This window comes from Shinella sp. M31 (assembly GCF_049199205.1).
Taxonomy (GTDB): Bacteria; Pseudomonadota; Alphaproteobacteria; order Rhizobiales; family Rhizobiaceae; genus Shinella.
The window spans coordinates 126,489-148,972 of the sequence record NZ_JBLZPH010000079.1 but is presented as its reverse complement, the minus strand read 5'-3'; the positions used below and the strand labels follow the sequence as shown (position 1 = coordinate 148,972).

The 22,484-nt window shown below is 65.1% G+C and carries 26 protein-coding genes; 13 read left to right on the top strand and 13 right to left on the bottom strand.

All coding sequences use genetic code 11. The features are described from left to right. Position 1: 1 nt before the first annotated feature. Complete coding sequence (locus ACOZKU_RS13335; protein ID WP_421579289.1) at positions 2 to 511, bottom strand: hypothetical protein; 510 nt, start codon at positions 509 to 511, stop codon at positions 2 to 4. 139 nt (positions 512 to 650) lie between these two features. Then, on the bottom strand, positions 651 to 1,073 hold the full coding sequence (rnk, locus tag ACOZKU_RS13330; RefSeq protein WP_421579288.1) for a nucleoside diphosphate kinase regulator: 423 nt from the start codon (positions 1,071 to 1,073) through the stop codon (positions 651 to 653). A gap of 383 nt (positions 1,074 to 1,456) precedes the next feature. On the opposite strand from rnk, the gene ACOZKU_RS13325 reads away from it, so the two are divergent. Then, complete coding sequence (locus tag ACOZKU_RS13325) at positions 1,457 to 2,155, top strand: 5-formyltetrahydrofolate cyclo-ligase (protein ID WP_421579287.1); 699 nt, start codon at positions 1,457 to 1,459, stop codon at positions 2,153 to 2,155. On the opposite strand, the gene ACOZKU_RS13320 is transcribed toward ACOZKU_RS13325, so the two are convergent. From ACOZKU_RS13320 to ACOZKU_RS13310, 3 genes are all read right to left on the bottom strand, one after another. Then, positions 2,125 to 3,390: a CynX/NimT family MFS transporter gene (locus tag ACOZKU_RS13320; protein ID WP_421579286.1), complete on the bottom strand. Its 1,266-nt coding sequence runs from the start codon at positions 3,388 to 3,390 to the stop codon at positions 2,125 to 2,127. The genes ACOZKU_RS13325 and ACOZKU_RS13320 overlap by 31 nt on opposite strands. Then, the gene (locus ACOZKU_RS13315; protein ID WP_421579285.1) at positions 3,387 to 4,064 is read right to left on the bottom strand and encodes a FadR/GntR family transcriptional regulator; all 678 of its coding nucleotides are present in this window, start codon (positions 4,062 to 4,064) and stop codon (positions 3,387 to 3,389) included. Before ACOZKU_RS13315 ends, ACOZKU_RS13320 begins: the two co-directional genes overlap by 4 nt. Positions 4,065 to 4,168: 104 nt before the next feature. Beyond that, positions 4,169 to 5,200, bottom strand: a complete 1,032-nt coding sequence (locus tag ACOZKU_RS13310) for a trans-3-hydroxy-L-proline dehydratase (protein WP_421579284.1) — start codon at positions 5,198 to 5,200, stop codon at positions 4,169 to 4,171. 172 nt (positions 5,201 to 5,372) lie between these two features. Here ACOZKU_RS13310 and ACOZKU_RS13305 point away from each other — a divergent pair, with 172 nt between their 5' ends. The 3 genes from ACOZKU_RS13305 to ACOZKU_RS13295 all read left to right on the top strand — a co-directional run bounded on the left by ACOZKU_RS13305 (position 5,373) and on the right by ACOZKU_RS13295 (position 8,025). Next, a complete protein-coding gene (locus ACOZKU_RS13305) occupies positions 5,373 to 6,038 on the top strand; it encodes a GntR family transcriptional regulator (RefSeq protein WP_314090736.1) in 666 nt (221 codons plus the stop codon). A gap of 193 nt (positions 6,039 to 6,231) precedes the next feature. Next, a complete protein-coding gene (locus ACOZKU_RS13300; RefSeq protein WP_314090739.1) occupies positions 6,232 to 6,930 on the top strand; it encodes a GntR family transcriptional regulator in 699 nt (232 codons plus the stop codon). Positions 6,931 to 7,062: 132 nt separating this feature from the next. After that, the gene (locus tag ACOZKU_RS13295; protein WP_421579283.1) at positions 7,063 to 8,025 is read left to right on the top strand and encodes a dihydrodipicolinate synthase family protein; all 963 of its coding nucleotides are present in this window, start codon (positions 7,063 to 7,065) and stop codon (positions 8,023 to 8,025) included. A gap of 119 nt (positions 8,026 to 8,144) precedes the next feature. Here the strand turns inward: ACOZKU_RS13295 and pcaG are convergent, their stop codons facing one another. Genes pcaG through pcaD form a run of 4 tightly spaced genes read right to left on the bottom strand, consistent with a single transcriptional unit; the run spans position 8,145 to position 10,719 of the window. Next, positions 8,145 to 8,759, bottom strand: coding sequence for a protocatechuate 3,4-dioxygenase subunit alpha (gene pcaG / locus ACOZKU_RS13290; RefSeq protein ID WP_421579282.1), 615 nt, complete (start codon positions 8,757 to 8,759; stop codon positions 8,145 to 8,147). Continuing rightward, a complete protein-coding gene (gene pcaH / locus ACOZKU_RS13285) occupies positions 8,759 to 9,508 on the bottom strand; it encodes a protocatechuate 3,4-dioxygenase subunit beta (protein WP_421579281.1) in 750 nt (249 codons plus the stop codon). Before pcaH ends, pcaG begins: the two co-directional genes overlap by 1 nt. Positions 9,509 to 9,515: 7 nt before the next feature. Next, positions 9,516 to 9,914: a 4-carboxymuconolactone decarboxylase gene (gene pcaC, locus ACOZKU_RS13280; RefSeq protein WP_421579280.1), complete on the bottom strand. Its 399-nt coding sequence runs from the start codon at positions 9,912 to 9,914 to the stop codon at positions 9,516 to 9,518. Beyond that, on the bottom strand, positions 9,907 to 10,719 hold the full coding sequence (gene pcaD, locus ACOZKU_RS13275) for a 3-oxoadipate enol-lactonase (protein ID WP_421579279.1): 813 nt from the start codon (positions 10,717 to 10,719) through the stop codon (positions 9,907 to 9,909). The genes pcaC and pcaD overlap by 8 nt, the downstream gene beginning before the upstream one ends. Positions 10,720 to 10,814: 95 nt before the next feature. Between pcaD and pcaQ the strand changes: the two genes are divergently transcribed. Next, a complete protein-coding gene (gene pcaQ / locus ACOZKU_RS13270) occupies positions 10,815 to 11,738 on the top strand; it encodes a pca operon transcription factor PcaQ (protein ID WP_421579347.1) in 924 nt (307 codons plus the stop codon). Positions 11,739 to 11,804: 66 nt separating this feature from the next. After that, positions 11,805 to 12,536, top strand: coding sequence for a 3-keto-5-aminohexanoate cleavage protein (locus ACOZKU_RS13265; protein ID WP_421579278.1), 732 nt, complete (start codon positions 11,805 to 11,807; stop codon positions 12,534 to 12,536). On the opposite strand, the gene pobA is transcribed toward ACOZKU_RS13265, so the two are convergent. Then, on the bottom strand, positions 12,530 to 13,702 hold the full coding sequence (gene pobA, locus ACOZKU_RS13260) for a 4-hydroxybenzoate 3-monooxygenase (protein WP_421579277.1): 1,173 nt from the start codon (positions 13,700 to 13,702) through the stop codon (positions 12,530 to 12,532). The genes ACOZKU_RS13265 and pobA overlap by 7 nt on opposite strands. Before the next feature lie 111 nt (positions 13,703 to 13,813). Between pobA and ACOZKU_RS13255 the strand changes: the two genes are divergently transcribed. Further along, complete coding sequence (locus ACOZKU_RS13255; RefSeq protein ID WP_421579276.1) at positions 13,814 to 14,707, top strand: helix-turn-helix domain-containing protein; 894 nt, start codon at positions 13,814 to 13,816, stop codon at positions 14,705 to 14,707. On the opposite strand, the gene ACOZKU_RS13250 is transcribed toward ACOZKU_RS13255, so the two are convergent. Together ACOZKU_RS13250 and ACOZKU_RS13245 are read right to left on the bottom strand one after the other, a co-directional pair. Further along, positions 14,692 to 15,342, bottom strand: coding sequence for a sulfite oxidase-like oxidoreductase (locus ACOZKU_RS13250; RefSeq protein ID WP_421579275.1), 651 nt, complete (start codon positions 15,340 to 15,342; stop codon positions 14,692 to 14,694). The genes ACOZKU_RS13255 and ACOZKU_RS13250 overlap by 16 nt on opposite strands. A 54-nt stretch (positions 15,343 to 15,396) precedes the next feature. Beyond that, positions 15,397 to 16,152 carry an IclR family transcriptional regulator gene (locus tag ACOZKU_RS13245; RefSeq protein ID WP_421579274.1) on the bottom strand — a complete coding sequence of 252 codons (756 nt, stop codon included), beginning with the start codon at positions 16,150 to 16,152 and terminating at the stop codon, positions 15,397 to 15,399. Between the two features lie 206 nt (positions 16,153 to 16,358). Here ACOZKU_RS13245 and ACOZKU_RS13240 point away from each other — a divergent pair, with 206 nt between their 5' ends. From ACOZKU_RS13240 to ACOZKU_RS13215, 6 genes are all read left to right on the top strand, one after another. Continuing rightward, positions 16,359 to 17,066, top strand: coding sequence for a 3-oxoacid CoA-transferase subunit A (locus ACOZKU_RS13240; protein WP_421579273.1), 708 nt, complete (start codon positions 16,359 to 16,361; stop codon positions 17,064 to 17,066). Further along, on the top strand, positions 17,063 to 17,752 hold the full coding sequence (locus ACOZKU_RS13235; protein ID WP_421579272.1) for a CoA transferase subunit B: 690 nt from the start codon (positions 17,063 to 17,065) through the stop codon (positions 17,750 to 17,752). The genes ACOZKU_RS13240 and ACOZKU_RS13235 overlap by 4 nt, the downstream gene beginning before the upstream one ends. A 10-nt stretch (positions 17,753 to 17,762) precedes the next feature. Further along, positions 17,763 to 18,968: a 3-oxoadipyl-CoA thiolase gene (pcaF, locus tag ACOZKU_RS13230; protein ID WP_421579271.1), complete on the top strand. Its 1,206-nt coding sequence runs from the start codon at positions 17,763 to 17,765 to the stop codon at positions 18,966 to 18,968. 228 nt (positions 18,969 to 19,196) lie between these two features. Then, entirely contained in the window at positions 19,197 to 19,670 is a 474-nt protein-coding gene (gene ybaK, locus ACOZKU_RS13225) for a Cys-tRNA(Pro) deacylase (protein WP_421579270.1), read from the top strand. A gap of 68 nt (positions 19,671 to 19,738) precedes the next feature. Beyond that, the gene (locus ACOZKU_RS13220) at positions 19,739 to 21,004 is read left to right on the top strand and encodes an aminopeptidase (RefSeq protein WP_421579269.1); all 1,266 of its coding nucleotides are present in this window, start codon (positions 19,739 to 19,741) and stop codon (positions 21,002 to 21,004) included. After that, entirely contained in the window at positions 21,001 to 21,786 is a 786-nt protein-coding gene (locus ACOZKU_RS13215) for a pyrroline-5-carboxylate reductase family protein (RefSeq protein ID WP_421579268.1), read from the top strand. The genes ACOZKU_RS13220 and ACOZKU_RS13215 overlap by 4 nt, the downstream gene beginning before the upstream one ends. A gap of 103 nt (positions 21,787 to 21,889) precedes the next feature. On the opposite strand, the gene ACOZKU_RS13210 is transcribed toward ACOZKU_RS13215, so the two are convergent. Continuing rightward, positions 21,890 to 22,480, bottom strand: a complete 591-nt coding sequence (locus tag ACOZKU_RS13210; RefSeq protein WP_421579267.1) for an NAD(P)H-dependent oxidoreductase — start codon at positions 22,478 to 22,480, stop codon at positions 21,890 to 21,892. Positions 22,481 to 22,484: the final 4 nt, after the last annotated feature.

Sequence of the window (22,484 nt, the reverse complement as noted above, 5' to 3'; positions counted from 1 at the left end):
CCTAGGCAGCAGACGGTCCCGGACCCTCTCCGGGGCCGTTTTCGTTGGCGGCGACGAAGGCCTGACCGAAGCGACCGCCGGCCACGAGGCGGATGCGCGGGCGCGCCTCCGGGGCAGGCTGAGCGGATGTCGGCTGGTAGAGCACCTTTTCCAGCACGACCCAGTCGCGCCGTCCCTCCGGCCGGTCGAAGGCCATGGACTGGCCCTCGCGCAGGCCGAGCAGAGCAAGGCCATAGAAGGTCGTGACCGGCATGAAGGCGCCGCCGGCTACATAGGTGCCGGGCAGGCAGAGCGTCCTGACATCGGTGAGGCCGCTCGCACAGCGGAAGGTCACGCGGGCATCGATCATCGCGAGATCGGCCGGGATGCTGCCTTCAAGCACCAGGCGGTGGCCCGAGAGCTTGCGGCGGAGGAGTGTGCGCCATTCCTCCGTCAGCGGCGGGGTGTCGGCCGCCATCTTTTCCAGCACATAGCCGTCGCGTAGCGTCAACAAGGCGGGATTCTGTCCCATCGTCATTCTCCATGTGAAACCTTGGTGGAGAAGCCCCCTGGCCGCGGATGCGGCACAGGGGGTCACGATCCTGCGACGAGGCAGCCTCCGATGCGCCCGGCGAGGGAAAAGGACAGGAACTTCATGGCACGCGTAACCGTCAGGAGGCCTGGGCGGCTTCGGGGGCCGCATGCACGGCGATCACGCTGAGCCGCCGCACACGCCCGTCACGCCCCGCCCAGTCGATCGACTGGCCGGCGGAAAGACCGAGCAGGGCCGCGCCGACCGGCGTCAGCACCGAGATGCGCTGGCGGGAAATATCGGCATCGCCGGGGAAGACGAGTTCGGCACTCTGCGGCGCCTCGTCGTCGATGCGGAATTCGGCGAAAGAGCCCATCCGCAGGATGCCAGGCGCCACGCGGGCGTCATCGACGATCTTCGCGCGGTCGAGCTCGACGGCGAGCTGTTCGGCGGCGTGCGGATCGCGCTCGACCAGCCGGTCGGCCAGGTTCGACAGGCGCTCGTGTTCGGAACGGGCGATGGTGATGGCCGGCCGGCGGCCGCTCTTGGTCTTGGCAGTCATGGAAACCTCGCGCACGGGGTCACGCGGCCCTCAAGGGCACGCGGAAATTCGGAACCTGGGAAATGGATGTCGCGCTTTTCTGGCGCGGTGACGTGCTGGACGAAACCGCTATGCCCCCACGGCCGGGGCGCGACGCGACCAAGCCGAGGGGCTAGTGTCCTGCGAGAGGAAACAGCCGTTTCAGAAACCGGGCAAGGGAAGGCATCGTCGTCATGCCCCATGATGGGACGAGGCTGGCGGCAAAGTCAAGCAGGGCATGCTGGCTGTGCTGCTGAAAGACAGCTAGGCCGTCCGTCGCGAGAATTGATTTGTCAGTGTACTGACCACGCTTCATCCTGCCGCCCGGATGTTCCAGACCGGATATCTGCGAGGAGGAGGATGCGATGGCAGATGACGACAGACCCGCGATTTTCGCCTCGCCGGCCTGCTTCCTGCACGAGATCGACCCCGCCTATGCCGGCCTGCCGGGGCCGCTCGACGGGCAAGCCTGGACGGATGTTAACCGCTGGCGCAAGGCCGAGCGGGAGCGATTGATCGCCAAGCGGCTCGCCCTGCCGGCCGCGACGCGTCTTGCCCATGACGAGGTGATCGCGGCCCATGTGCTAGACGAGATCGGCGATGTGACCGGCCGCATCGTTAGCGCCTACTGGCCGTTTCGCGGCGAGCCGGATTTCCGGCCCTTTCTACACGAAGTATCCAAGCGCGGGGGGCTGACGGCCCTGCCCGTCGTCGTGGAAAAGGGGCGGCCGCTGGAATTCCACCTGTGGCAGACGGGCGAGGCGCTTTCGCGCGGCGTCTGGAACATCCCCATTCCTGCGGAAGCGAGACCCTGCAAACCGGATATCGTCATCGCCCCCGTCGTCGGCTTCGACGCTTCCTGCTACCGGCTCGGCTATGGCGGCGGTTTCTTCGACAGGACGCTGGCGGCGATGGCCGGGAAGCCGCGCGTCATCGGCATCGGCTATAGCGGATCGCGCATTGCGACCATCTATCCGCAGCCGCACGACATTCCGATGGATATAATCCTCACCGAGGCCGGTATCATCAGGCCTCAGGTCTCCACCGTGCGCGCCTTGACATAGAGCGCGCGGCCGGCAAACCAGCCGTTGATGCCGGCGCCGAGGCCAAGCAGCACGAAGAGCACCGCGCTCCAGGCGAAGCTACCCGTCCACCCCCTGATGAGGCCGACGACCAGCGGGCCGATAGCGGCCAAGAGATAGCCGACGCATTGCGCCATGCCGGAAAGATGCGCGGCGACATGCGGATCGCGCGTGCGCAGCACGATGAGGGTCATGGCGACCGCGATCAGTCCGCCCTGCCCGATGCCTTGCAGCACCGCCCAGATCCAGACCGACCAGAGCGGCGCAAACAGCAGGCCCAGCAGTGCCACCACCGCGAAACCACAGAGCGTAACGTTGATGAGCCGCTGGTCCTTGTCCCGCACGGCGAGATGGGGCGCGACGAGACAGGACGCGGCCTGCACCATGACGGACATGGAAACGATCGCGCCGGCGGTGACGCCATCCAATCCGCGATCGCGCAGGATCGGCACCAGCCATCCGAAGACACAATAGGCGAGCGCCGATTGCAGACCCATGAACAGCGTCACCTGCCATGCCAGCCGGTCACGCCACAGCCCCTCGACGCGAAAACCGGCGCGCTTGGCCTGCGTGCGGGTGGCCAGCACCTGCGGCAGCCAGAGCAGCGCCACCAGCAAAGCGGGCAGCGACCAAGCCGCCAGAGCGCCGTCCAGCGAACCGCCGAGTGCATACTCGATGGGCAGCGTCAGGCCGGCGGCACCGGCCGCGCCGGCGCAAAGCGCCATGGTGTAGCAGCCGGTCATCAACGCCGCCCGATCGGCGAAATCGCGTTTGACGAGACCGGGTAGCAGCACATTGCCGACGGCGATCGCACCGCCTGCCAGCGCGGTGCCAAAAAACAGCAGGGGAATGGACGACAGGCCGCGCAAAGCCGTGCCGAGCGCTACCAGCAGAATGACGGCGAGAAGCGTGCGCTCCGTGCCGATGCGCTGAGCAAGTTTCGGCGCAAGCGGCGAGAACAGGCCGAGGCAAACGACGGGCAGCGTCGTCAGCAGGCTGGCGCCGGTGGGCGAAAGGCCGAGCACATCGCGGATTTCCGGCAGCAGGGCCGAGGCGCTGGAGAAGACCGGACGCAGATTGAAGGCGATGAGCACGAGGCTGGCACCGAGCAGGACGCGCGCCGCCGTGCTTTTCGGCCGGTGCGGCTCGGGTGCCGGCACGCTGTCGGCTTCGGCGTCGATCAGATCGATGGCGCCGGAATCGTTTGGGAGGGTCATGACAGAAGCAGCTTATCGAGGGCAGTGAGGACGGGGGCCATGAAGCGGCGGACGGCGGCGTCCGCTTTGTCGGGATCGCCGCTTTCGATGGCATCGACGATGGCGGCATGCGCGGCCATGTCAGGTTCGGGAAGGTCGTCTTCGAGGGTGGCCGCGATGGTTTCGGCGATCACCGTGGAGAAGAAATCGTACATGCCGATCAGCACCGCATTGTTCGACGCGGCGATGACGGCCTGGTGGAAGGCAAAATCGCGGGCAATAAAGGTCGCCCGATCCCGGTCTTCGGAATGGCCACGCTCGGACAACAGCATTCTAAGCCCGGCCACCACGGCGGGCGTCTGGCGCAAGGCGGCAAGACGGGCGGCTTCGACATCGAGCGCCAGCCGCGCCTCGAACTGGTCGCGCAGGCCGGCGCGGCGGGCCATGGTGAGCGGATGCGCGGTATCGGCCGTCGAGAGCACATACGTGCCGGAGCCCTGCCGCGTCTCGAGATAACCCTGTGAGGCAAGCACGCGCACCGCTTCGCGCACCGTGCCGCGGCTGACCGACAGCATGGAAGACAAGGCCGCCTCGTTCGGCAGCTTTTCGCCGATCGCCCAGCGGCGGGCGATAATTTCCGTGCGGATCGCCTCCACGGCGGTATCGGCGAGATTGGTTTTGCTGAGGGCGTGCATGGGCATAATCATAAAGTCATCAGATGACTTTATGATTATCGGACACTGGCGGGATCGTCAAAGACATTCTGCCCGGCACTTGGCCTGCACCGGGCAGAAGAGGATTACTGCTTGCGCGGCCAGGTATCGGCGAGGCGATAGCCGGCCGGCCACGGATCGTCGGGATCCAGCATCACCTGGCTGGTGCCGGTGATCCAGGCGCGGCCGGAGATTTCCGGCACGATGGCCGGGCGGCCGCCGACCGTGGTTTCGCTGAGGATACGGCAATCGAAGCGCGAATCGAGGATCGAATAGCCGGAGAAGGACTGGCCGATCTTGATCTCGCCCTTAGCATGCAGCACGGCCATGCGGGCGGAGCAGCCGGTGCCGGTGGGCGAGCGGTCGAGCTTGGCTGGCTGGATGACCACGGTGTTGCGGCCATGCAGCGCGCCATCGCGCTCCTCGACCGGCAAAGTGAGCTGGCAGAAGGAGATGTGGTTCCATTCCGCGTTTTCCGGATGGGTGAAGCCGAGCTGTTCGTTGGCCGCCTTGGTGATGCGGATGCCGGTTTCGGCGAGTTCCCGCGCCTCGTCCGGTGTGACCGAGAAACCAAGAGCACGGGCGTCGGCAAACACAAAACTGTCGCCGCCATAGGCGGTGTCGACGGTGAGCGTGCCCAGGCCCTCCACTTCCAGCTTCACATCCAGCTTGTCGGCGAAGGAGGGCACGTTGGTGACGGTGATGCGCTCGGCCTTGCCCTTGCGGCACGTCGCCACGACATTGACCAGCCCGCCCGGCGCTTCCAGCACCATGTGGGTTTCCGGCTCGACCATCGGCACGATGCCGCTGTCGAGCAGCACGGTGGAAACGCAGATCGAGTTGGAGCCGGACATCGGCGGTGTATCCTCGGGCTCCATGATGATGAAGCCCATGGTGGCGCGCGGGTCCTTCGGCGGCACCAGCAGGTTGATGTGGCGGAAGACGCCGCCGCGCGGTTCGTTCAGCACGAAGTTGCGCAGTGCCTTGTCCTGGGCGATGAAGTTGCGCTGCTCCCAGAGCGTCGCGCCCGGCGGAGGCGCAACGCCGCCGACGATGACGTCGCCCACCTCGCCTTCGGCGTGGCAGGAAACGATGTGAATGACCTTGCTGCTGCGCATGGCTCTCTCCGATGTCCCATTTTCGCGGCGATGCCGGATGCGGATCGACGCGGATGACCCTTTATAGAAATATTGGATCCAATATACAATATTCATTATCGAAGTGTCGTTTGTTGCTCCGCCTCCGGTTTCACCTTATGACCATAGGCGCGATTTTCAGGGGTTGAACGGGATGAAATTTGCTGCCGTCGATGTCAGGCAGGCCGCGTCGGCGGCCGACCTCGTCTATGAGGCGCTGCGCAAGGCGATCATCGAGGGCAAGATCGCCGTGGGCGACAATCTGCGCCAGGAAGAGATCGCGCAGATGTTCAACACCAGCCGCATCCCCGTGCGCGAGGCGCTGTCGCGACTGGAACAGCACGGCCTCATCACCACCCAGCGCTACAAGGGCGCGGTCGTTGCCGGCCTGTCCATCGAGGAGATCGACGAGATCTTCGAGTTCCGCGCGCTGATCGAGGCGGAGGTCATGCGCCTTGCCGTGCCCAATCTCGACCGCGCGACGCTGGAAAAGGCGCGCGGCTATTGCGATGCCTTCGACCGGGAGACAGATCCGCACCGCTGGGGCGAGATCAACCGCCAGTTCCACACGACCCTCTACGAGGCCTCCGGCCGCCCCTATTATCTGCAGAACGTGCAGTCCTCGCTCGACCGCATCGACCGTTATCTGCGTGCGCAGCTGACCTTCACCAACGGCGTGCCGCGCGCCGGCCGCGAGCACGAGGCGATCCTTATCGCCTGCGAGAAGGGCGATGCCGACCTCGCCTCTCGGCTGACGCGCGACCACATCCTCGACGCGGGCCGTTCGCTGATGACGTTTTTGCGCGAACAACGCGGCTGATCGTTCCGAGGATTTTTGCCGGAATGCTGGGCGGGATTTTCCCGCCCTTTTCGTTTTCTGCCTGCCAAAGTGCCGGAATTGCGGAAATCTCGCCTTGGGGAGACTTGACGACGCTTTCGGCAAAAGGCCCTCTTAAAACGATTGATAGCGCGGGCAGAGAATTGTATTTCTTTTGTCGACAAGAGGATTTTTCATGACCGACACCGATTCCCTTCCCGAGCGCAAACGCGGCTCCGGCGTCAAAATGGTCTACGACCTGCTGCGCGACGAGATTCTCGACCTGAAGATCGCGCCCGGCAGCCCGATCGACGAAGTGCAGCTGGCCGAGCGTTTCAAGATGTCGCGCACGCCGATCCGCGAGGCTTTGGTGCGGCTCGCCGGCGAAGGGTTGATCGAGACGCTGCCGAACCGCTCGACCATGGTGTCGAACATCGATTTCATGAACCTGCACACCTTCTTCGACGCGCTGGTGCTGATGTACCGTGTGACGACGCGGCTTGCGGCGCAAAGCCACCGGCCGGAGGACATCGCTGTCATCAGGGGCTTTCACGAGGACTATGCCGCCGCGCTCAAAGCGCGCGACCATCTGACGATGATCGCCACCAACGCTGCTTTCCATGCGGCCATCGCCGAGGCCGGACGCAATCCCTATTTCACCAGCCTGTTCCGCCGGCTGCTCGATGAGGGGCGCCGCATCCTGCAGCTCTATTACCAGTCCTATGAAGAGCACTTCCCGCAGCGCTTCGTCGATGAGCATGCCGCCATCATCGCGGCCATCGAGGCGCGTGATATCGAGGAGGCCGACCGGCTCGGCAAGGCCCATGCGGAGGCGATCGTCGCCCAGGTGCAGAAGCTGTTCAGCCGCAACGACAGGCTCGACATCGCGCTTTAAATTCAACGCGTTCATCGTTGTATTTTTCTTGTCGACAAATAAAATGCAAGATGCTATACCCACAATCAGAGAGGGGGAGGCCTGAGGCATCGTGCCGGCTGACCACCCGATGAACCGCCAAAGGAGATCGACATGAAGGCCAAGATTTTTTCCGGTGTCATTCCCGCCCTGATGACGCCCTGCAAGGACGACCGCTCGCCGGATTTCGACCAGCTGGTGCGCAAGGGTAAGGAACTCATCGCCAAGGGCATGTCCGCCGTCGTCTATTGCGGCTCCATGGGTGACTGGCCGCTCCTGACGGACGAGCAGCGCATGGAAGGCGTCGAACGCCTCGTCAAGGCCGGCATTCCGGTCATCGTCGGCACCGGCGCCGTCAACACCGCTTCGGCCGTGGCACATGCCGCGCACGCCCAGAAGGTCGGCGCGCAGGGCCTCATGGTCATCCCGCGCGTGCTGTCCCGCGGCTCCGTCGTTGCCGCCCAGAAGAACCACTTCAAGGCGATCCTCTCGGCCGCCCCGGATCTTCCGGCCGTCATCTACAACAGCCCCTATTACGGCTTCGCCACCCGCGCCGACCTGTTCTTCGCGCTGCGCGAAGACCACAAGAACCTCGTCGGCTTCAAGGAATTCGGCGGCGCTGCGGACATGCGCTATGCGGCCGAAAACATCACCAGCCGCGACGATGACGTCTCGCTGATGATCGGCGTCGACACCTGCGTCTTCACCGGCTTCGTCGATTGCGGCGCCGTCGGCGCGATCACCGGCATCGGCTGCGTGCTGCCGAAGGAAGTGCTGCACATGTGCGCGCTCGCCCAGGCTGCCGCCAAGGGCGACCCGGACGCCCGCGCCCGCGCGCTGGAGCTGGAATCGGCGCTCGCCGTTCTCTCCTCCTTCGACGAAGGCCCGGACCTCGTTCTCTACTTCAAGCACATGATGGTTCTGAAGGGCGACAAGGAATACGCGCTGCACTTCAACGAAACCGACGCGCTCACCGACAGCCAGCGCGGCTATGTCGAAAGCCAGCTCAAGCTGTTCGACACCTGGTATGCCGAATGGAGCAAGCTGCCGGGCGCGGTACAGACCTACAAGGTCTAAGCCTGTACGATCCTCCCAATGAGAAAGGCCCTCCGCAAGGAGGGCCTTTTTTGTTTGCAGCTGCCCCGATGACCCAGACCAAGGCATGACTCTCACTAGAGCCTGCCGCCGAAAGGCGGCTAAATATCGAAGAACACCGTCTCCCTCTCGCCCTGCAGATGAATGTCGAAACGATAGTGGTCGCCTTCACCCGCGGCGATGAGGGTGGGCACGCGCACGCGGTGTTCGATGCGGGCAAGCACCGGGTCTTCGGCGTTGGCCGCTTCCTCGTCGGCGAAATAGAGGCGCGTGTTGAGGCCGAGATTGATGCCGCGGGCGACGATCCAAAGCGAAATGTGCGGCGCCATCGGGCGGCCGTCGCGGAAGGGGACGCGGCCGGGTTTGATCGTGTCGAAACGGTATTCGCCGGTCACTCCGTCGGTGGCGCATCGGCCCCAGCCGGTGAAGTTGGGATCGGCGCTGCCGCGCAGTTCGGACGGGCTGTTGTAGAGGCCGGCGGCGTCGGCCTGCCAGATTTCGAGGAGCGCGTCCTTCAGCGGCGTGCCGGTGCCGTCGAGCACGCGGCCGGTGATGGTGATGCGGCGGCCGAGCGTTTTGTCGTTGACCATCGTGGCGCCGAGGTCGGCGTCGTAGACGCCGCGGATATCGGCATGGTTGGGCGTCAGGCCGATATGGACGTAAGGACCTGCCGTCTGCGAGGCGCTTTCCTTGAGGTATCCGAGGGACTGGACCATCAATTGCCCTCCATGCGGTTTTCGAACAAAGTCGAGCGGCGGCCGCGCAGCACGATGTCGAACTTATAGGCGCGCGCATCCATGGGGATCGTGTTGCCCCAATCGAGCGCGGCGACCAGCTGCTCGACGGCCGCCTTGTCCGGGATCGTCTGGACGATGGGACACTTCCAGATCATCGGGTCGCCCTCGAAATACATCTGCGTGATCAGCCGTTGGGCAAAGCCATGGCCGAAGACGGAGAAATGGATATGTGCCGGGCGCCAGTCGTTGACGCCGTTCGGCCAGGGATAGGGGCCGGGCTTGACGGTGCGGAAGGCGTAGCAGCCGTCTTGGTCGGTGATGGTGCGGCCGCAGCCGCCGAAATTCGGGTCGAGCGGCGCGAGGTAGCTTTCCTTCTTGTGGCGATAGCGCCCGCCGGCATTGGCCTGCCAGAATTCGAGCAGCGCGCCGGGCACCGGTCGCGCCCGCTCGTCCAGCACGCGGCCATGGACGATGATGCGCTCGCCGATGGCGCTTTCGCCCGGTTTTGCGAAATTGTGGATCAGGTCGTTGTCGAGTTCGCCCAAAATCGAGTGGCCGAACACCGGGCCGGTGATTTCCGAGATCGTACCGTCGAGTGACAGCAGGGCCTTCTGCGGTGAGCGCAGCACGGAGGTCTTGTAGCCGGGGGTGAGGCCCGGCGGGTGCCAGAGGCGGTCGCGCGAGAAGAAGGCGCCGGTTTCGGGTTCTCGGTTGGGGTGATCGCTCATCGTCGCCTCAGGTCGCCTGTTCCGCATCCATATCCGCAAAGACCTGCTTGGCTACGCGGATCGCCCGGTTGGCGGCGGGCACGCCGGCATAGATGGCCACATGCAGCAGCGCCTCGCCGATATCCTCGCGGGTCGCGCCGGTATTGGCGGTAGCGCGCACATGCATCGCCACCTCCTCGTCATGACCAAGCGCGGCGAGCAGCGCGATCGTCACCATGGAGCGCTCGCGCTTCGTCCAGCCGGGGCGCGACCAGACGGTGCCCCAGGCGCTTTCGGTGATCAGCGCCTGGAAGGGCTGGTCGAAGGGCGTGGCAGCGGCGCTGGCTCGGTCGACATGGGCGTCGCCCAGCACGGCGCGGCGTGTCGCCATGCCCTGCCGGTAGCGCTCGGATTGCGGTTCAGGCATGCAGCTTTCCTCCGGCGGGAAGGGTGTCGATGAAGGCGCGGATCATCTCGGTCAGCATCTCCGGCTGCTCGACGCAGGGAATATGCCCGGCATCCTTGATGACCTCGTAGCGCGCGCCGTGGATGAGTTTGGCCATGGAGAGCACGACATCCGGCGGCGTCGAGCCGTCCTGGTCGCCAACGACGCAGAGCGTGGGCACGGCGATGCGCTTCGTGGATTCCGTGAGGTCGGCATCGCGCAGTGCGGTACAGGTGGCTGCGTAGCCGACGGCGGACTGGCGCGTCAGCATATTGCGGTAGCCGTGATAGGCGGCGTTTTCCGGGCGGCGGAAGGCCGGCGTGAACCAGCGTTCCATGATGCCGTCGGCCAGGCTCTCGATGCCCTTCGTCTCGACGCTTTCGATGCGGGCGTTCCACATCTCGGCCGTGCCGATCTTGTGGGCGGTGTCGCAGAGAACGAGGCCCTTCACGAGATCCGGCCGCTTGGCCTCCAGCCCCTGGGCGATCATGCCGCCGACGGAGAGGCCGCAGATGATGGCGTCGCGGACGTTCAGCCGGTCGAGCAGGGCGGCGAGGTCGAGCACGTGGTCGTCGATCGAATAGGGCACCTGGCCGAGATCGGAGAGACCATGGCCGCGCTTGTCATAGGTGATGATCGGGAAATCGCCGGCAAGGCGCACCACCACGTCGCGCCAGATGCGGAAATCGGTGCCGAGCGAATTGATGAAGACGATGACCGGCTTGCCGGCCGGCCCGCCGATCAGCTGGTGATGCAGGATCACGTCGTTGACGGTTGCGAATTGCACGTCCTTCTCCTCCCGTTGCCGCAGATTGATCCTTCAATCCGGTTCGGTAAAATGATATTTTCGGCCGTTCTGATAACGGATAGGTTATGAAAAGCGTGATCGACAGCCGCATCAAGGTCCGCCATCTCCAGACCTTTGTCGAGGTGGCGCGACAGAAGAGCGTGATGAAGGCGGCCGGCCTGCTTCATGTCAGCCAGCCGGCGGTGACGAAAACCATCCGCGAACTGGAAGAGGTTCTAGGTGTCACCGTTTTCGAGCGAGACGGGCGTGGCATCCGCATCACCCGCATGGGCGAGGTATTTTTGCGCCATGCCGGGGCGGCGCTCGCGGCGCTGCGGCGCGGGCTCGATTCAGTCTCGCAGGCGCGCGCGGGCGAAGCGCCGCCGGTGCGCATCGGGGCGCTGCCGACGGTGTCGACGCGCATCATGCCCAAGGCGATGCGGCTCTTTCTCGCGGAAGAGACCGGGGCGCGGATCAAGATCGTCACGGGCGAGAATGCGGTGCTGCTGGAGCAATTGCGCCTCGGCGATCTCGATCTCGTTGTCGGGCGGCTGGCGGCGCCCGAGCAGATGACCGGCTTTTCCTTCGAGCACCTCTATTCGGAAAAGGTGGTTTTCTGCGTGCGGGCGGGGCATCCGCTGCTCTCCAGCGGGGCGGGCTTTGCCGGGCTCGATGCCTATCCGGTGCTGATGCCGACGGAGGGCTCGATCATCCGGCCCTTCGTCGAGCGGTTCCTGATCGCCAACGGCATTGCCGATGTGGCGAACCCGATCGAGACCGTCTCCGACGCCTTCGGCCGCGCCTTCGTGCGCGACAGCGATGCGGTCTGGATCATCTCCGAGGGCGTGGTGGCGGGCGATATCGCCGAGGGCGTGCTTTCGGCCTTGCCGATCGAGACGAGCGAGACAAAGGGCGCCGTCGGCCTCACCATGCGGGCGGAGATCGCCCCCTCCCTGCCGCTCGCCATTCTCATGCAGACGATCCGCGAGGTGGCGGGCGTGGTGGCGCCGCGGGCCTGACGGCGGTTGCGTCCGGCTGCCCATCATGTCAGCCTCGCGGTCTCAATCGCATGAGGAGAACGCGGGATGATCGTTCAGGCCTGCATCAACGGCGCGCGCGACGCGGCCTTTCATCCGACCTTGCCGCTGACGCCGCAGGCGATGGCGGCGGATTGCCTTGCCTGCATTCTCGCCGGTGCGGGCGAAATCCACCTGCATACGCGTGGCCCGGATGGGCGCGAGAGCCTTTCGGCTGAGGTCATGGACGAAACGATGCGGCTGGTGCGCGCTGCGGTGCCGGGAACGCTGGTCGGCGTTTCGACCGGAGACTGGATCGAGAGGAGCGATGTGCGCACGCTTTCGGCTATCGCTGCGTGGCGAGACCTGCCGGACTACGCATCGGTCAACCTGTCGGAACCCGCTGCGCCTGCCGTCATGCAAGCCCTCTCGGCGCGCGGCGTGGGCATCGAGGCGGGGCTTGCCTCTATTGCCGATGCGGAGCACCTTGTCGGCCTCACGCTGGAGCGACCGCCCCTGCGTATCCTTATCGAAATCGGCGAGCAGGATTTCGGCGAGGCGACGGCGGCTGCGGAGGGCATTCATGCCGTTCTCGAAAAAGCGGGTCTACGCCGGCCGATTCATTTGCATGGCATTGACGAGACCGTCTGGCATTTTGCCCGGATGGCGGCGGGCCGGCGCTGGTCGACGCGCGTCGGCCTTGAGGACGGGCGGTTGCTGCCGGATGGCACGGTGGCCAAAGACAATGCGGCGCTGGTGCGGGCGGCGGTGGAAATCTACCGGCAGGCCGCCGCTCAATAGGGCAGGCCGACATAATTTTCCGCCAGCACCGTTTCGGCAGCGCGGGAATGGGTGAGATAGTCGAGTTCGGCTTCCTGGATCTTCTGGTCGAAGGCGCCTGTGCCGGGGAAACGGTGCAGCATGCTCGTCATCCACCAGGAAAAGCGCACGGCCTTCCAGACGCGGGCGAGCGCCTTTTGCGAATAGGCGTCGATGCCGGCATTCGAGCGGTCTTGGTAATGCTCGATGAGGCCGCTTGAAAGGTAATGGACGTCGCTGGCCGCGAGGTTCAGGCCCTTGGCGCCGGTCGGCGGCACGATATGGGCGGCGTCACCGACGAGGAACAGTTTGCCGAAACGCATGGGCTCGGCGACGAAGGAGCGCAGCGGCGCGATGGATTTTTCGAAACTCGGCCCCGTCACCATCGCCTCTGCATGATGGGCAGGCAGGCGGCGGCGCAGCTCGTCCCAGAAACGCTCGTCCGACCAGGCCTCGATCTTCTCGTCCAGCGCGCACTGGATGTAGTAGCGGCTGCGCTTGAGCGAGCGCATGGAGCAGAGTGCGAAGCCGCGCGGGTGGTTGGCATAGACGAGTTCGCGATCGACCGGCGGCACCTCCGCGAGAATGCCGAGCCAGCCGAAGGGATAGACCTTCTCGAAGGTGCGTATGGCCTGTTCCGGCACGGCCTTGCGGCCGGCGCCGTGAAAGCCGTCGCAGCCGGCGATGAAATCGCAGTCGATGCGATGCGTGACGCCGTCCTTATCGTAAGTCACATAAGGCGACTGGTCATCGAAACCGTGCGGCACCACATTCGCCGCCTCGTAGATCGTTAGCCGGCTTTCAGCCTCGCGCGCCTCGATCAGGTCGCGGGTCAGTTCGGTCTGGCCATAGACCATGACGCGTTTTCCCCCTGTGAGATCCAGGAGATCGATGCGGTGGTCGCGGCCGTCGAAGGCGAGCGAAAAGCCGTCATGCGGCAGGCCCTCGGCCTTGAGGCGCGCGCCGACGCCGGCGGCTTCCGCCAGCCGCACCGTGCCCTCCTCCAGCACGCCGGCCCGCACCCGCGACAGGATATGCGCGAGGCTGGAGCGGTCGAGAAGGACGGTGTCTATGCCGGCCTTGCCGAGCAGCTGGCCAAGCAGCAGGCCCGATGGTCCCGACCCGATGATAACGACCTGAACGCGCATGATGTCCTCCCCTGACATGCCGTAAAGTTTCGGGAAGCCGGCGGGTTTGCGCAATGGACGGATCGATCCTCCGCTTGTACAAAACGAACATTGCCATCGGGAGGCAGCGCCATGACGAAAACCGTTCCGACCTACGATCTCTATGGCGAAAGAACGGGAAACAGCCCGGATTTCTGGCTGCATTGCGAGACGATCCCATCGCGCAGCAGCCTGCATCGTTATGAGATCGGCCTGCACCGTCACGAGAGCTTTTTCCAGATCCTGTACATTTCCGCCGGATCGGGCGATGCGCGCTTCGGCACGGAGACGGCGGCGCTGACGCCGCCGGCCATCGTCACGGTGCCGCCGGCCGTCGGCCATGGGTTTCGTTTTTCCCGCGATGTCGATGGCCATGTCTTCACGATGCTCGCCTCGCATCTGCGCCTTTCCGGCGAGGCCGGGCAGTTTGCCGCCGCGCCGCGCGTGACGCCGCTCGATGCCGGCGATCCCGACGGTGCCTTCGTGCTGGCGGCGCTGGAACGGCTGGCCGGGGAATGGGCGGGGCGGAAGAGCGGCCGCACGGACCTGATGGGGGCCTATCTGATCTCGGTGCTGACGCTTGCGGCGCGGCTGTGGAGCCGGGACAATCCGCCGGATAGGCCAACGGATGGCACCGAGACGGCGCGGCGTATGGAGCATCTCAACGGCCTGATCCAGCAGCATTTCCGCAGCCGGAAGCCGGCGCAGTTCTATGCGCGGGAAATCGGTATTTCGCCGACGCATCTCAACCGCGTCGTCAAGGCGGCGACGGGGCTCACGGCGCATGGCTATATCGCGCGCAAGCTGATCGACGAGGCGAAGCGCGCGCTGGTCTTCACCGAGGCGCCGGCGCACGAGATCGGCCTTGCCCTCGGCTTTGCCGATGCCGCCTATTTCTCTCGCGCCTTCCTGCGGGCGACGGGGGTGACGCCGCGCGCTTTCCGGCTGGCGGAGCGGGCGCGGCTGGCGGCTCAGTCGTCGGAGTAACGCTCTTCCGCCCAGGGATCACCGCGCATGTGATAGCCGTTGCGCTCCCAGAAACCGGCCTGGTCCCCCGGCAGGAAATCGATGCGCGTCAGCCACTTGGCGCTTTTCCAGAAATAGAGATGCGGCACGACGAGGCGCATCGGCCCGCCATGCTCGGTGGAGATCGGCTTGCCCTCCCAATGGGTGGCGAGAATGGCGTCTTCGGCGGCGAAATCGGCCAGCGGCAGGTTGGTCGTGTAGCCGTCATAGCTCGTCAGCATCACGAAATTCGCCTCCGGCCGCGGCATCACGATGTCGAGCAGGTCGCGGGTCGAAACGCCTTCCCAGTCGTTATCGTAGCGCGACCAGGTCGTTACGCAGTGGATATCGGACAGTTTCCGGCTCTGCGGCAAGGCGAGAAAATCCGTCCAGCCGAAGGAAACAGGGTTTTCCGCGCCGCCCTTCACATCGAGCCGCCAGCTTTCCGGGCGAATGACGGGTTGCTGGCCGAGATCGAGCACGGGCCAGTTCGTCACTAAATGCTGCCCGGGCGGCAGGCGGTCGGTCTCCGGCCGGGCGATGCGGCCGGTGAGGAATTTCCCCTGGTCTGCCCATTGGCGCTTGGTGCGGGTGAGCTTGCTCTCGTCGTCGGGCATGGCGGCCTCCTGTTGGCTGCAAAAGGTGGGGGCCGCGCCTGCGCTCTGTCAAGATCAGGCAAGCAGCGGCCGCAACGCCGCCTGCACCCCGCGCATCGCCGGCAGGTAGCGCTCGACCATCTCTTCCGCAGCGGCATGGGCAGCCGGCGCGCCGATATTGAGTGCCGCAACGGTGCGGCCACGGGCGTTTTCCAGCGGCACGGCGATGGAGCGCAGGCCGATCTCGAGCTCCTGGTCGATCAGGGCGTAACCCTGCTTGCGGACCGTCGAAAGCTCGTCCAGCAGGGCAACCGGATCGGTCTTGGTGAAGGGCGTGTTGGCCTTGCGGTCGGAGGCCTCGATGATGGCGCGGGCCTCGGCCTCGGGCAGGGCCGCGAGCAGGACGCGGCCCATCGAGGCGCAATAAGCCGGCAGGCGGGATCCGGCCATAAGGTTGATCGACATGACGCGCTTTTGCGCAGCCCGCGCGACATAGACGATATCGGCGCCATCGAGCACAGAGGCGGATGCGCTCTGGCCGACCGTTTCGGAAAGCTGGTCGAGAAACGGCTGGACAAGCCGCGGCAGCGGGGTCACCGAGAGATAGGCATGGCCGAGCCGCAGGATTTTCGGCGTCAGCTCGAAGAACTTGCCGTCATAGGCGGCGTAGCCGAGTTCGGCGAGCGTCAAAAGGCACCGGCGCGCCGTTGCCCGGTCGAGGCCGGTTTCTTTCGCGACATCGGTGATGGTGAGGCGCGGCTTCGTCTCGCCGAAGGCCTCGATGACCCGGAGGCCCTTGGCGAAGCCGCCGATGAAGTCCGTTTCCCGCATGGTTGTTCCCGTCTCCTTGTGGACGTTGCGGCGCTTCCCTCCTCTCCTGCTCGTGTCAAGCCAGAGCTTGACTGAGGAGAGTGCGGCGCACTCCAGCAGAATAATCCATTTTGTGCGTATATTGAACAAAAGTCAAATAGCGCACAAAATGGATTGCCGCTTTTCCCCTTCAGATTTATCTCTCTTGCCGACATCGGGAGATTGGCATGGACAAGAGCATCTCAAGTCTGGCGGAAGCGGTAGCGGGCATCGGCGACGGGGCGACGGTGATGATCGGGGGGTTCGGCGGCTCCGGCGCGCCGATCGAGCTGATCCACGCGCTGATCGATACGGGAGCAAAAGACCTCACCATCATCAACAACAATGCAGGCAACGGCCGCGTCGGCATCGCGGCGATGATCGATGCGGGGCGGGTGCGCAAGATGATCTGCTCCTTCCCGCGCTCTTCCGATCCGCGCGCCTTTACCGAAAGCTATCTGGCCGGAAAAATCGCGCTGGAACTGGTGCCGCAGGGCACGCTGGCCGAGCGCATCCGCGCCGGTGGCGCTGGCATTCCCGCCTTCTACACGCCGACGGGCTACGGCACCGAACTCGCCGAGGGCAAGCCGGTCGCGGACTTCGATGGCCGCATGTATGTGCAGGAGCGCTGGCTGAAGGCCGATTTCGCGCTGATCAAGGCGCATGTGGGCGATACGCACGGCAACCTCACCTACAACAAGGCCGCCCGCAATTTCAGCCCGCTGATGTGCATGGCGGCGGCGAAGACCATCGTGCAGGTCTCCAGGCTGGTGCCGCCGGGTGGCATCGATCCCGAACAGGTCGTTACGCCGGGCATCTTCGTCGACCAGATCATCGAAGTCGCTAATCCCGGCCAGGAAGAAGCGCTGATCCGCGCAGGAGTGGCCTACGCATGAGCATCGACACGCGAGACGATATCAAGCTTTCCAATGCCCAGATCGCCTGGCGCGCGGCGCAGGACATCGCCGACGGCGCCTATGTGAACCTCGGCATCGGCTTTCCCGAAATGGTGGCGCGCTATCAGCCCGAGGGTCGCGAGGCGGTCTTTCATACGGAAAACGGCATTCTCGATTTCGGGGAAGCGCCGCCGCTGGGCGAGGAGGATTGGGACCTGATCAATGCCGGCAAGAAGGCGGTGACGCTGAAGCCGGGTTCGGCCTTCTTTCACCATGCCGACAGCTTCGCCATGGTGCGCGGCGGCCATCTCGATGTCGCGATCCTCGGCGCCTATCAGGTGGCGGAGAACGGCGATCTCGCCAATTGGCGTGTCGGCTCCAAGGGCGTGCCGGCGGTCGGGGGCGCGATGGATCTCGTGCATGGCGCAAAGTCGGTCGTGGTCATCACCGAACACGTCACCAAGAACGGCGAACCGAAGCTCGTCGAGCGCTGCACCTTTCCGCTCACCGGCGTCGGCTGCATCACCCGTATCTATACCAGCCATGCCGTGATCGATATTGCCGACGGCCGCTTCGTGCTGCGCGAAAAACTGGCGGGCATGACGGTCGAGGAATTGCAGGCTATGACGGGCGCGACACTGCATATCGACGGCCCCGTCGCCGACCTCGCCGTGCCGGAACTCTGAGGAAACCTCCATGCCTGACGCCTATATCTGCGACTATATCCGCACGCCCATCGGCCGTTTCGGCGGCTCGCTTTCGTCCGTGCGTGCCGACGATCTCGGCGCGATCCCGCTGAAGGCGCTGATGGCGCGCAACACGGGTATCGACTGGGAGGCCGTCGACGACGTGGTCTATGGCTGCGCCAACCAGGCGGGCGAGGACAACCGGAACGTCGCGCGCATGGCGTCGCTGCTGGCCGGCCTGCCCGTTTCCGTGTCGGGCACGACGATAAACCGTCTCTGTGGCTCGGGCATGGATGCCGTCATCGCCGCCGCCCGCGCCATCAAGGCCGGCGAGGCGGAGTTGATGATTGCCGGCGGCGTGGAAAGCATGAGCCGCGCGCCCTTCGTCATGCCCAAGGCGGAGACGGCCTTTTCGCGGAGCGCGGAAATCCACGACACCACCATCGGCTGGCGCTTCGTCAATCCGCTGATGAAGAAGCAGTACGGCGTGGATTCCATGCCGGAGACCGGCGAGAACGTTGCCGAAGAGTTCAAGGTGTCGCGCGAGGATCAGGATGCCTTCGCCCTGCGCTCGCAGGCCAAGGCGGCTGCGGCGCAGGCGAATGGCCGTCTAGGCAAGGAAATCACGCCCGTCACCATTTTACAGCGCAAGGGCGACCCTGTCGTCGTGGAAAAGGATGAGCATCCGCGCGCGACGACAATGGAGGCGCTTGCCAAGCTCGGCACGCCCTTCAAGAAGGAAGGCGGCACGGTGACGGCGGGCAATGCGTCCGGTGTCAATGACGGCGCGGCCGCGCTGATCATCGCCTCCGAGGCGGCGGTGAAGAAATACGGCCTGACGCCGATTGCCCGCATTCTCGGCGGTGCCATGGCCGGTGTGCCGCCGCGCATCATGGGCATCGGCCCGGTCTATGCCACGCAGCGCCTCTGCGTGCGCCTCGGCCTCAAACCCTCGGATTTCGACGTAATCGAACTCAACGAGGCCTTCGCCTCGCAGGGCCTCGCCACGCTGCGCGAGCTCGGCATCGCCGACGATGCCGCGCAGGTGAACCCGAATGGCGGCGCCATTGCGCTCGGCCATCCGCTCGGCATGTCCGGCGCGCGCATCACCGGCACGGCGGCGCTGGAATTGCACCTTTCCGGCGGCAAACGCTCGCTTTCGACCATGTGCATCGGCGTCGGGCAAGGGATTGCGGTGGCGTTGGAACGGGTCTGATGGGGAGACGCCCCTCACCCTAACCCTCTCCCCGCAAGCGGGGAGAGGGAACGTGCCCGATAGAGGCGTCGAGCGGAATGAGACGGTGCGGCATATCCCTTCGCCCCGCTTGCGGGGCGAAGGTGGCGGCAGCCGGATGAGGGGCTTGGTCCGTAACGACAATTGACACGGCCCCGTCGCTCCGGCACCCATGCGGTCCGATAGTCTCGTTTCGATGACGGCCCGCCCATGTCCAAGACCACCCGCGCCACCCAGGCCCTCGCCAAGGCCGGCGTTTCCTTCACCGTCCATACCTATGACTACGACCCGACCGCCGACCGCGTCGGCATCCAGGCCGCCGAGGCGCTGGGGGAGAATCCGGCGCGCGTGCTGAAAACGCTGATGGCGGAGGTGGATGGCAAGCCGGTCTGCGTCATCGTGCCCTCGGATTGCGAGGTCAGCATGAAAAAGCTCGCCGGCGCCTTCAAGGGCAAATCGGCCAATATGATGAAGCCCGCCGATGCCGAGCGGCTGACCGGCTTCGTCGTCGGCGGCATCAGCCCGTTCGGGCAGAAGAAGCCGGTGCCGACAGCCATCGAGGACGCGGCGCTCGTCCATGAGGCCGTCTATATGAACGGCGGCCAGCGCGGCTTGCAGGTGCGGCTTGCGCCGCGCGATGCCCTGGCGGCACTGAAGGCGATTTCCGCATCCGTCATCGCCTGATTGCGCCTTCTCATTTGTTGCAGGGCACACTAAGTTTCATTCATCGATTTCAGAAAGACAGGCCTGTCATGACATATCCCGCCAATTCCGCTGCCGCCGTCGATCCCGCAAAACTCGACAAGCTCGCCGAGGTCGCCGTGCGCGTCGGCCTGCAGCTTCAGAAGGGGCAGGACCTCGTGATGACGGCGCCGATTGCCGCGCTGCCGCTCGCCCGCCTCATCACCAAATACGCCTACAAGGCGGGTGCCGGTCTCGTCAGCACCTTCTATGCCGACGAGGAGGCCACACTCGCCCGCTATCACAATGCGCCCGACGAAAGCTTCGACCGTGCCTCGGACTGGCTCTACGAAGGCATGGCCAAGGCCTATGCCAATGGTGCCGCGCGCCTCGCCATTGCCGGCGACAACCCGATGCTGCTCGCCAACGAGGACCCGGCCAAGGTCGCCCGCGCCAATAAGGCCAATTCCATGGCCTACAAGCCGGCGCTGGAAAAGATCGCCAATTTCGACATCAACTGGAACATCGTCTCCTATCCGAACCCGTCCTGGGCCAGGCAGGTCTTCCCCAACGATCCGGAAGACGTGGCGGTCGAAAAGCTCGCCAATGCGATTTTCGCCGCCTCGCGCGTCGATGTCGCCGATCCCGTCGCGGCCTGGGCCGCGCACAATGCCGGCCTTGCCAAGCGTTCGGCCTGGCTGAACGGCGAGCGCTTCGCAGCCCTTCACTTCAAGGGGCCGGGCACCGACCTGACGGTCGGCCTCGCCGACGGCCACGAATGGCATGGCGGCGCCTCCACCGCGAAGAACGGCATCACCTGCAATCCCAACATCCCGACGGAAGAGGTCTTCACGACCCCGCATGCGCTGCGCGTCGAAGGCCATGTCTCCTCGACCAAGCCGCTGTCGCATCAAGGCACGCTGATCGACGATATCCAGGTGCGCTTCGAAGGCGGCCGCATCGTCGAGGCGAAAGCATCGAAGGGCGAGGCCGTGCTGAACAAGGTGCTGGATACCGACGAGGGCGCGCGCCGGCTCGGCGAAGTGGCGCTGGTGCCGCATTCCTCACCGATCTCGGCGAGCGGCATCCTGTTCTACAACACGCTGTTCGATGAAAACGCCTCCTGCCACATCGCGCTTGGCCAGTGCTATTCCAAGTGCTTCCTCGATGGCGCAAGCCTTTCGCCGGAACAGATCCGCGCGCAGGGCGGCAATGAAAGCCTCATCCATATCGACTGGATGATCGGCTCCGACAAGGTGGATATCGACGGTATCCGCAATGACGGCAGCCGCGTTCCCGTGATGCGCGCCGGCGAGTGGGCCGGCGAGCGCGCATGACGCATCTTGGCGTGATCGGCGGCGGCGGCTGGCTGGCCGGGGCTCTGCTCCGGCCGGTTCTGACCGACCGCATCATCAAGCCTGCCGATCTCGTCCTGTCCTCGCGTTCCGGCAATATTTCCGGCTTCGAAGCTTGGCCGGGCGTATATATGACGACGGACAATGCCATCCTCCTCGATGCCTCCGACGTCATTCTCCTCTCCATCCGCCCCGCCGATATCGAGGCCCTCGAGCTGGATCTTCGCGGTCGCTTCGTGATCTCGGTCATGGCGGGCGTGACGGTGGAGGAGATTTCCGACCGGTTCGGTGCACAGCGTATCGTCCGCGCGATGCCGAATGCCTGCGCCGAACAGCGCCTGTCCTTCACGCCATGGTTTGCGACACGGGATGTGCGCAGGTCCGAACTGGATTTTGCCCGGCGGTTCTTCGCTGCATCCGGCCGTGAACATGGCATCAGCGGCGAATACGAGCTGGATTATTTCACGGCGCTGACCGGGTCGGGCGCGGCCTTTCCGGCGCTGATGGCGGATGCGATGATCCGCCATGCCATCGAATCCGGCATCGACCCCGACACCGCCGATCTTGCGGTGCGACAGCTTTTTTTGGGGGCCGCGACGCAGATGGCGGAAATCGAGCAGACCCCCGCCGATATCGTCGAGCTCTTCATGGAATATCGCGGCACCACGGCCGCCGGTCTCTCCGCCATGGTCGAGGCCGACCTTGCCCATGCCGTCTTCAGAGGGCTGACGGCCGCGCGGCGGAAGGCGCAGCGCGCGGACTGACCGCTTTTGCCGCCGGGGCCGACCGCGCCCATTGGCTGAGCCAGACGCTGGCGGTGAAGCCGGGCAGGCGGTGCGCGGCAGCGCGGGCTCAAGATGCCGTGGTTCAGATCCGGTCGACGAGTTTTTCGACGCGCAGAAGATGCGCGCGGCGCTTGGTGTCGTCGATGCGGTCCATGTCGTGCAGGCTGACCAGCTTGAAATCCAGCCCCTTGGCGCAGAAGGCGGCGATGCCGCGCTTCAAAAGGCGCTTGACGGGATTGCCCATATAGAAGTTCACGACCCACCAGGGCGAGCCCGTCGTGGTGAAGGCCCAGAACAGGTGGATATTTCCGAGCAACGGCCGGATGCGGCCGCCCTGCGGATCGTTCTCGAAGGCGACGCCGGGTGCGAAGACGCGGTCGAAGAAGCCCTTCAATATGGCCGGGAAATTGAACCACCATTGCGGGAAGACCAGCACCAGCCCGTCGGCCGCTTTCAGCCGGCCGATATAGGGCTCGGCTTCGGCGGGATCGTAGTCCGGCTCGAAATAGCGGCCGCGCTCGGACACGCTGAGGCGGGGGTCGAAATTCTCGCGGTAGAGATCGAGAAGATCGACCGTATGGCCGTTCTCCGTGAGTTTGCGGCGCACCGTCTCGGCCGTGCTGGCGGCAAAGCTGTCTTCCAGGGGATGGGCGAGCACGAGCAGAATACGCATGGCG

What these genes read in the sequence shown, in the direction of transcription:
- ACOZKU_RS13335 (WP_421579289.1), bottom strand. Translation starts at nt 511, where the DNA reads ATGGGACAGAATCCCGCCTTGTTGACGCTACGCGACGGCTATGTGCTG.
- rnk (WP_421579288.1), bottom strand. Translation starts at nt 1,073, where the DNA reads ATGACTGCCAAGACCAAGAGCGGCCGCCGGCCGGCCATCACCATCGCC.
- ACOZKU_RS13325 (WP_421579287.1), top strand. Translation starts at nt 1,457, where the DNA reads ATGGCAGATGACGACAGACCCGCGATTTTCGCCTCGCCGGCCTGCTTC.
- ACOZKU_RS13320 (WP_421579286.1), bottom strand. Translation starts at nt 3,390, where the DNA reads ATGACCCTCCCAAACGATTCCGGCGCCATCGATCTGATCGACGCCGAA.
- ACOZKU_RS13315 (WP_421579285.1), bottom strand. Translation starts at nt 4,064, where the DNA reads ATGCACGCCCTCAGCAAAACCAATCTCGCCGATACCGCCGTGGAGGCG.
- ACOZKU_RS13310 (WP_421579284.1), bottom strand. Translation starts at nt 5,200, where the DNA reads ATGCGCAGCAGCAAGGTCATTCACATCGTTTCCTGCCACGCCGAAGGC.
- ACOZKU_RS13305 (WP_314090736.1), top strand. Translation starts at nt 5,373, where the DNA reads ATGAAATTTGCTGCCGTCGATGTCAGGCAGGCCGCGTCGGCGGCCGAC.
- ACOZKU_RS13300 (WP_314090739.1), top strand. Translation starts at nt 6,232, where the DNA reads ATGACCGACACCGATTCCCTTCCCGAGCGCAAACGCGGCTCCGGCGTC.
- ACOZKU_RS13295 (WP_421579283.1), top strand. Translation starts at nt 7,063, where the DNA reads ATGAAGGCCAAGATTTTTTCCGGTGTCATTCCCGCCCTGATGACGCCC.
- pcaG (WP_421579282.1), bottom strand. Translation starts at nt 8,759, where the DNA reads ATGGTCCAGTCCCTCGGATACCTCAAGGAAAGCGCCTCGCAGACGGCA.
- pcaH (WP_421579281.1), bottom strand. Translation starts at nt 9,508, where the DNA reads ATGAGCGATCACCCCAACCGAGAACCCGAAACCGGCGCCTTCTTCTCG.
- pcaC (WP_421579280.1), bottom strand. Translation starts at nt 9,914, where the DNA reads ATGCCTGAACCGCAATCCGAGCGCTACCGGCAGGGCATGGCGACACGC.
- ACOZKU_RS13265 (WP_421579278.1), top strand. Translation starts at nt 11,805, where the DNA reads ATGATCGTTCAGGCCTGCATCAACGGCGCGCGCGACGCGGCCTTTCAT.
- pobA (WP_421579277.1), bottom strand. Translation starts at nt 13,702, where the DNA reads ATGCGCGTTCAGGTCGTTATCATCGGGTCGGGACCATCGGGCCTGCTG.
- ACOZKU_RS13255 (WP_421579276.1), top strand. Translation starts at nt 13,814, where the DNA reads ATGACGAAAACCGTTCCGACCTACGATCTCTATGGCGAAAGAACGGGA.
- ACOZKU_RS13250 (WP_421579275.1), bottom strand. Translation starts at nt 15,342, where the DNA reads ATGCCCGACGACGAGAGCAAGCTCACCCGCACCAAGCGCCAATGGGCA.
- ACOZKU_RS13245 (WP_421579274.1), bottom strand. Translation starts at nt 16,152, where the DNA reads ATGCGGGAAACGGACTTCATCGGCGGCTTCGCCAAGGGCCTCCGGGTC.
- ACOZKU_RS13240 (WP_421579273.1), top strand. Translation starts at nt 16,359, where the DNA reads ATGGACAAGAGCATCTCAAGTCTGGCGGAAGCGGTAGCGGGCATCGGC.
- ACOZKU_RS13235 (WP_421579272.1), top strand. Translation starts at nt 17,063, where the DNA reads ATGAGCATCGACACGCGAGACGATATCAAGCTTTCCAATGCCCAGATC.
- pcaF (WP_421579271.1), top strand. Translation starts at nt 17,763, where the DNA reads ATGCCTGACGCCTATATCTGCGACTATATCCGCACGCCCATCGGCCGT.
- ybaK (WP_421579270.1), top strand. Translation starts at nt 19,197, where the DNA reads ATGTCCAAGACCACCCGCGCCACCCAGGCCCTCGCCAAGGCCGGCGTT.
- ACOZKU_RS13220 (WP_421579269.1), top strand. Translation starts at nt 19,739, where the DNA reads ATGACATATCCCGCCAATTCCGCTGCCGCCGTCGATCCCGCAAAACTC.
- ACOZKU_RS13215 (WP_421579268.1), top strand. Translation starts at nt 21,001, where the DNA reads ATGACGCATCTTGGCGTGATCGGCGGCGGCGGCTGGCTGGCCGGGGCT.
- ACOZKU_RS13210 (WP_421579267.1), bottom strand. Translation starts at nt 22,480, where the DNA reads ATGCGTATTCTGCTCGTGCTCGCCCATCCCCTGGAAGACAGCTTTGCC.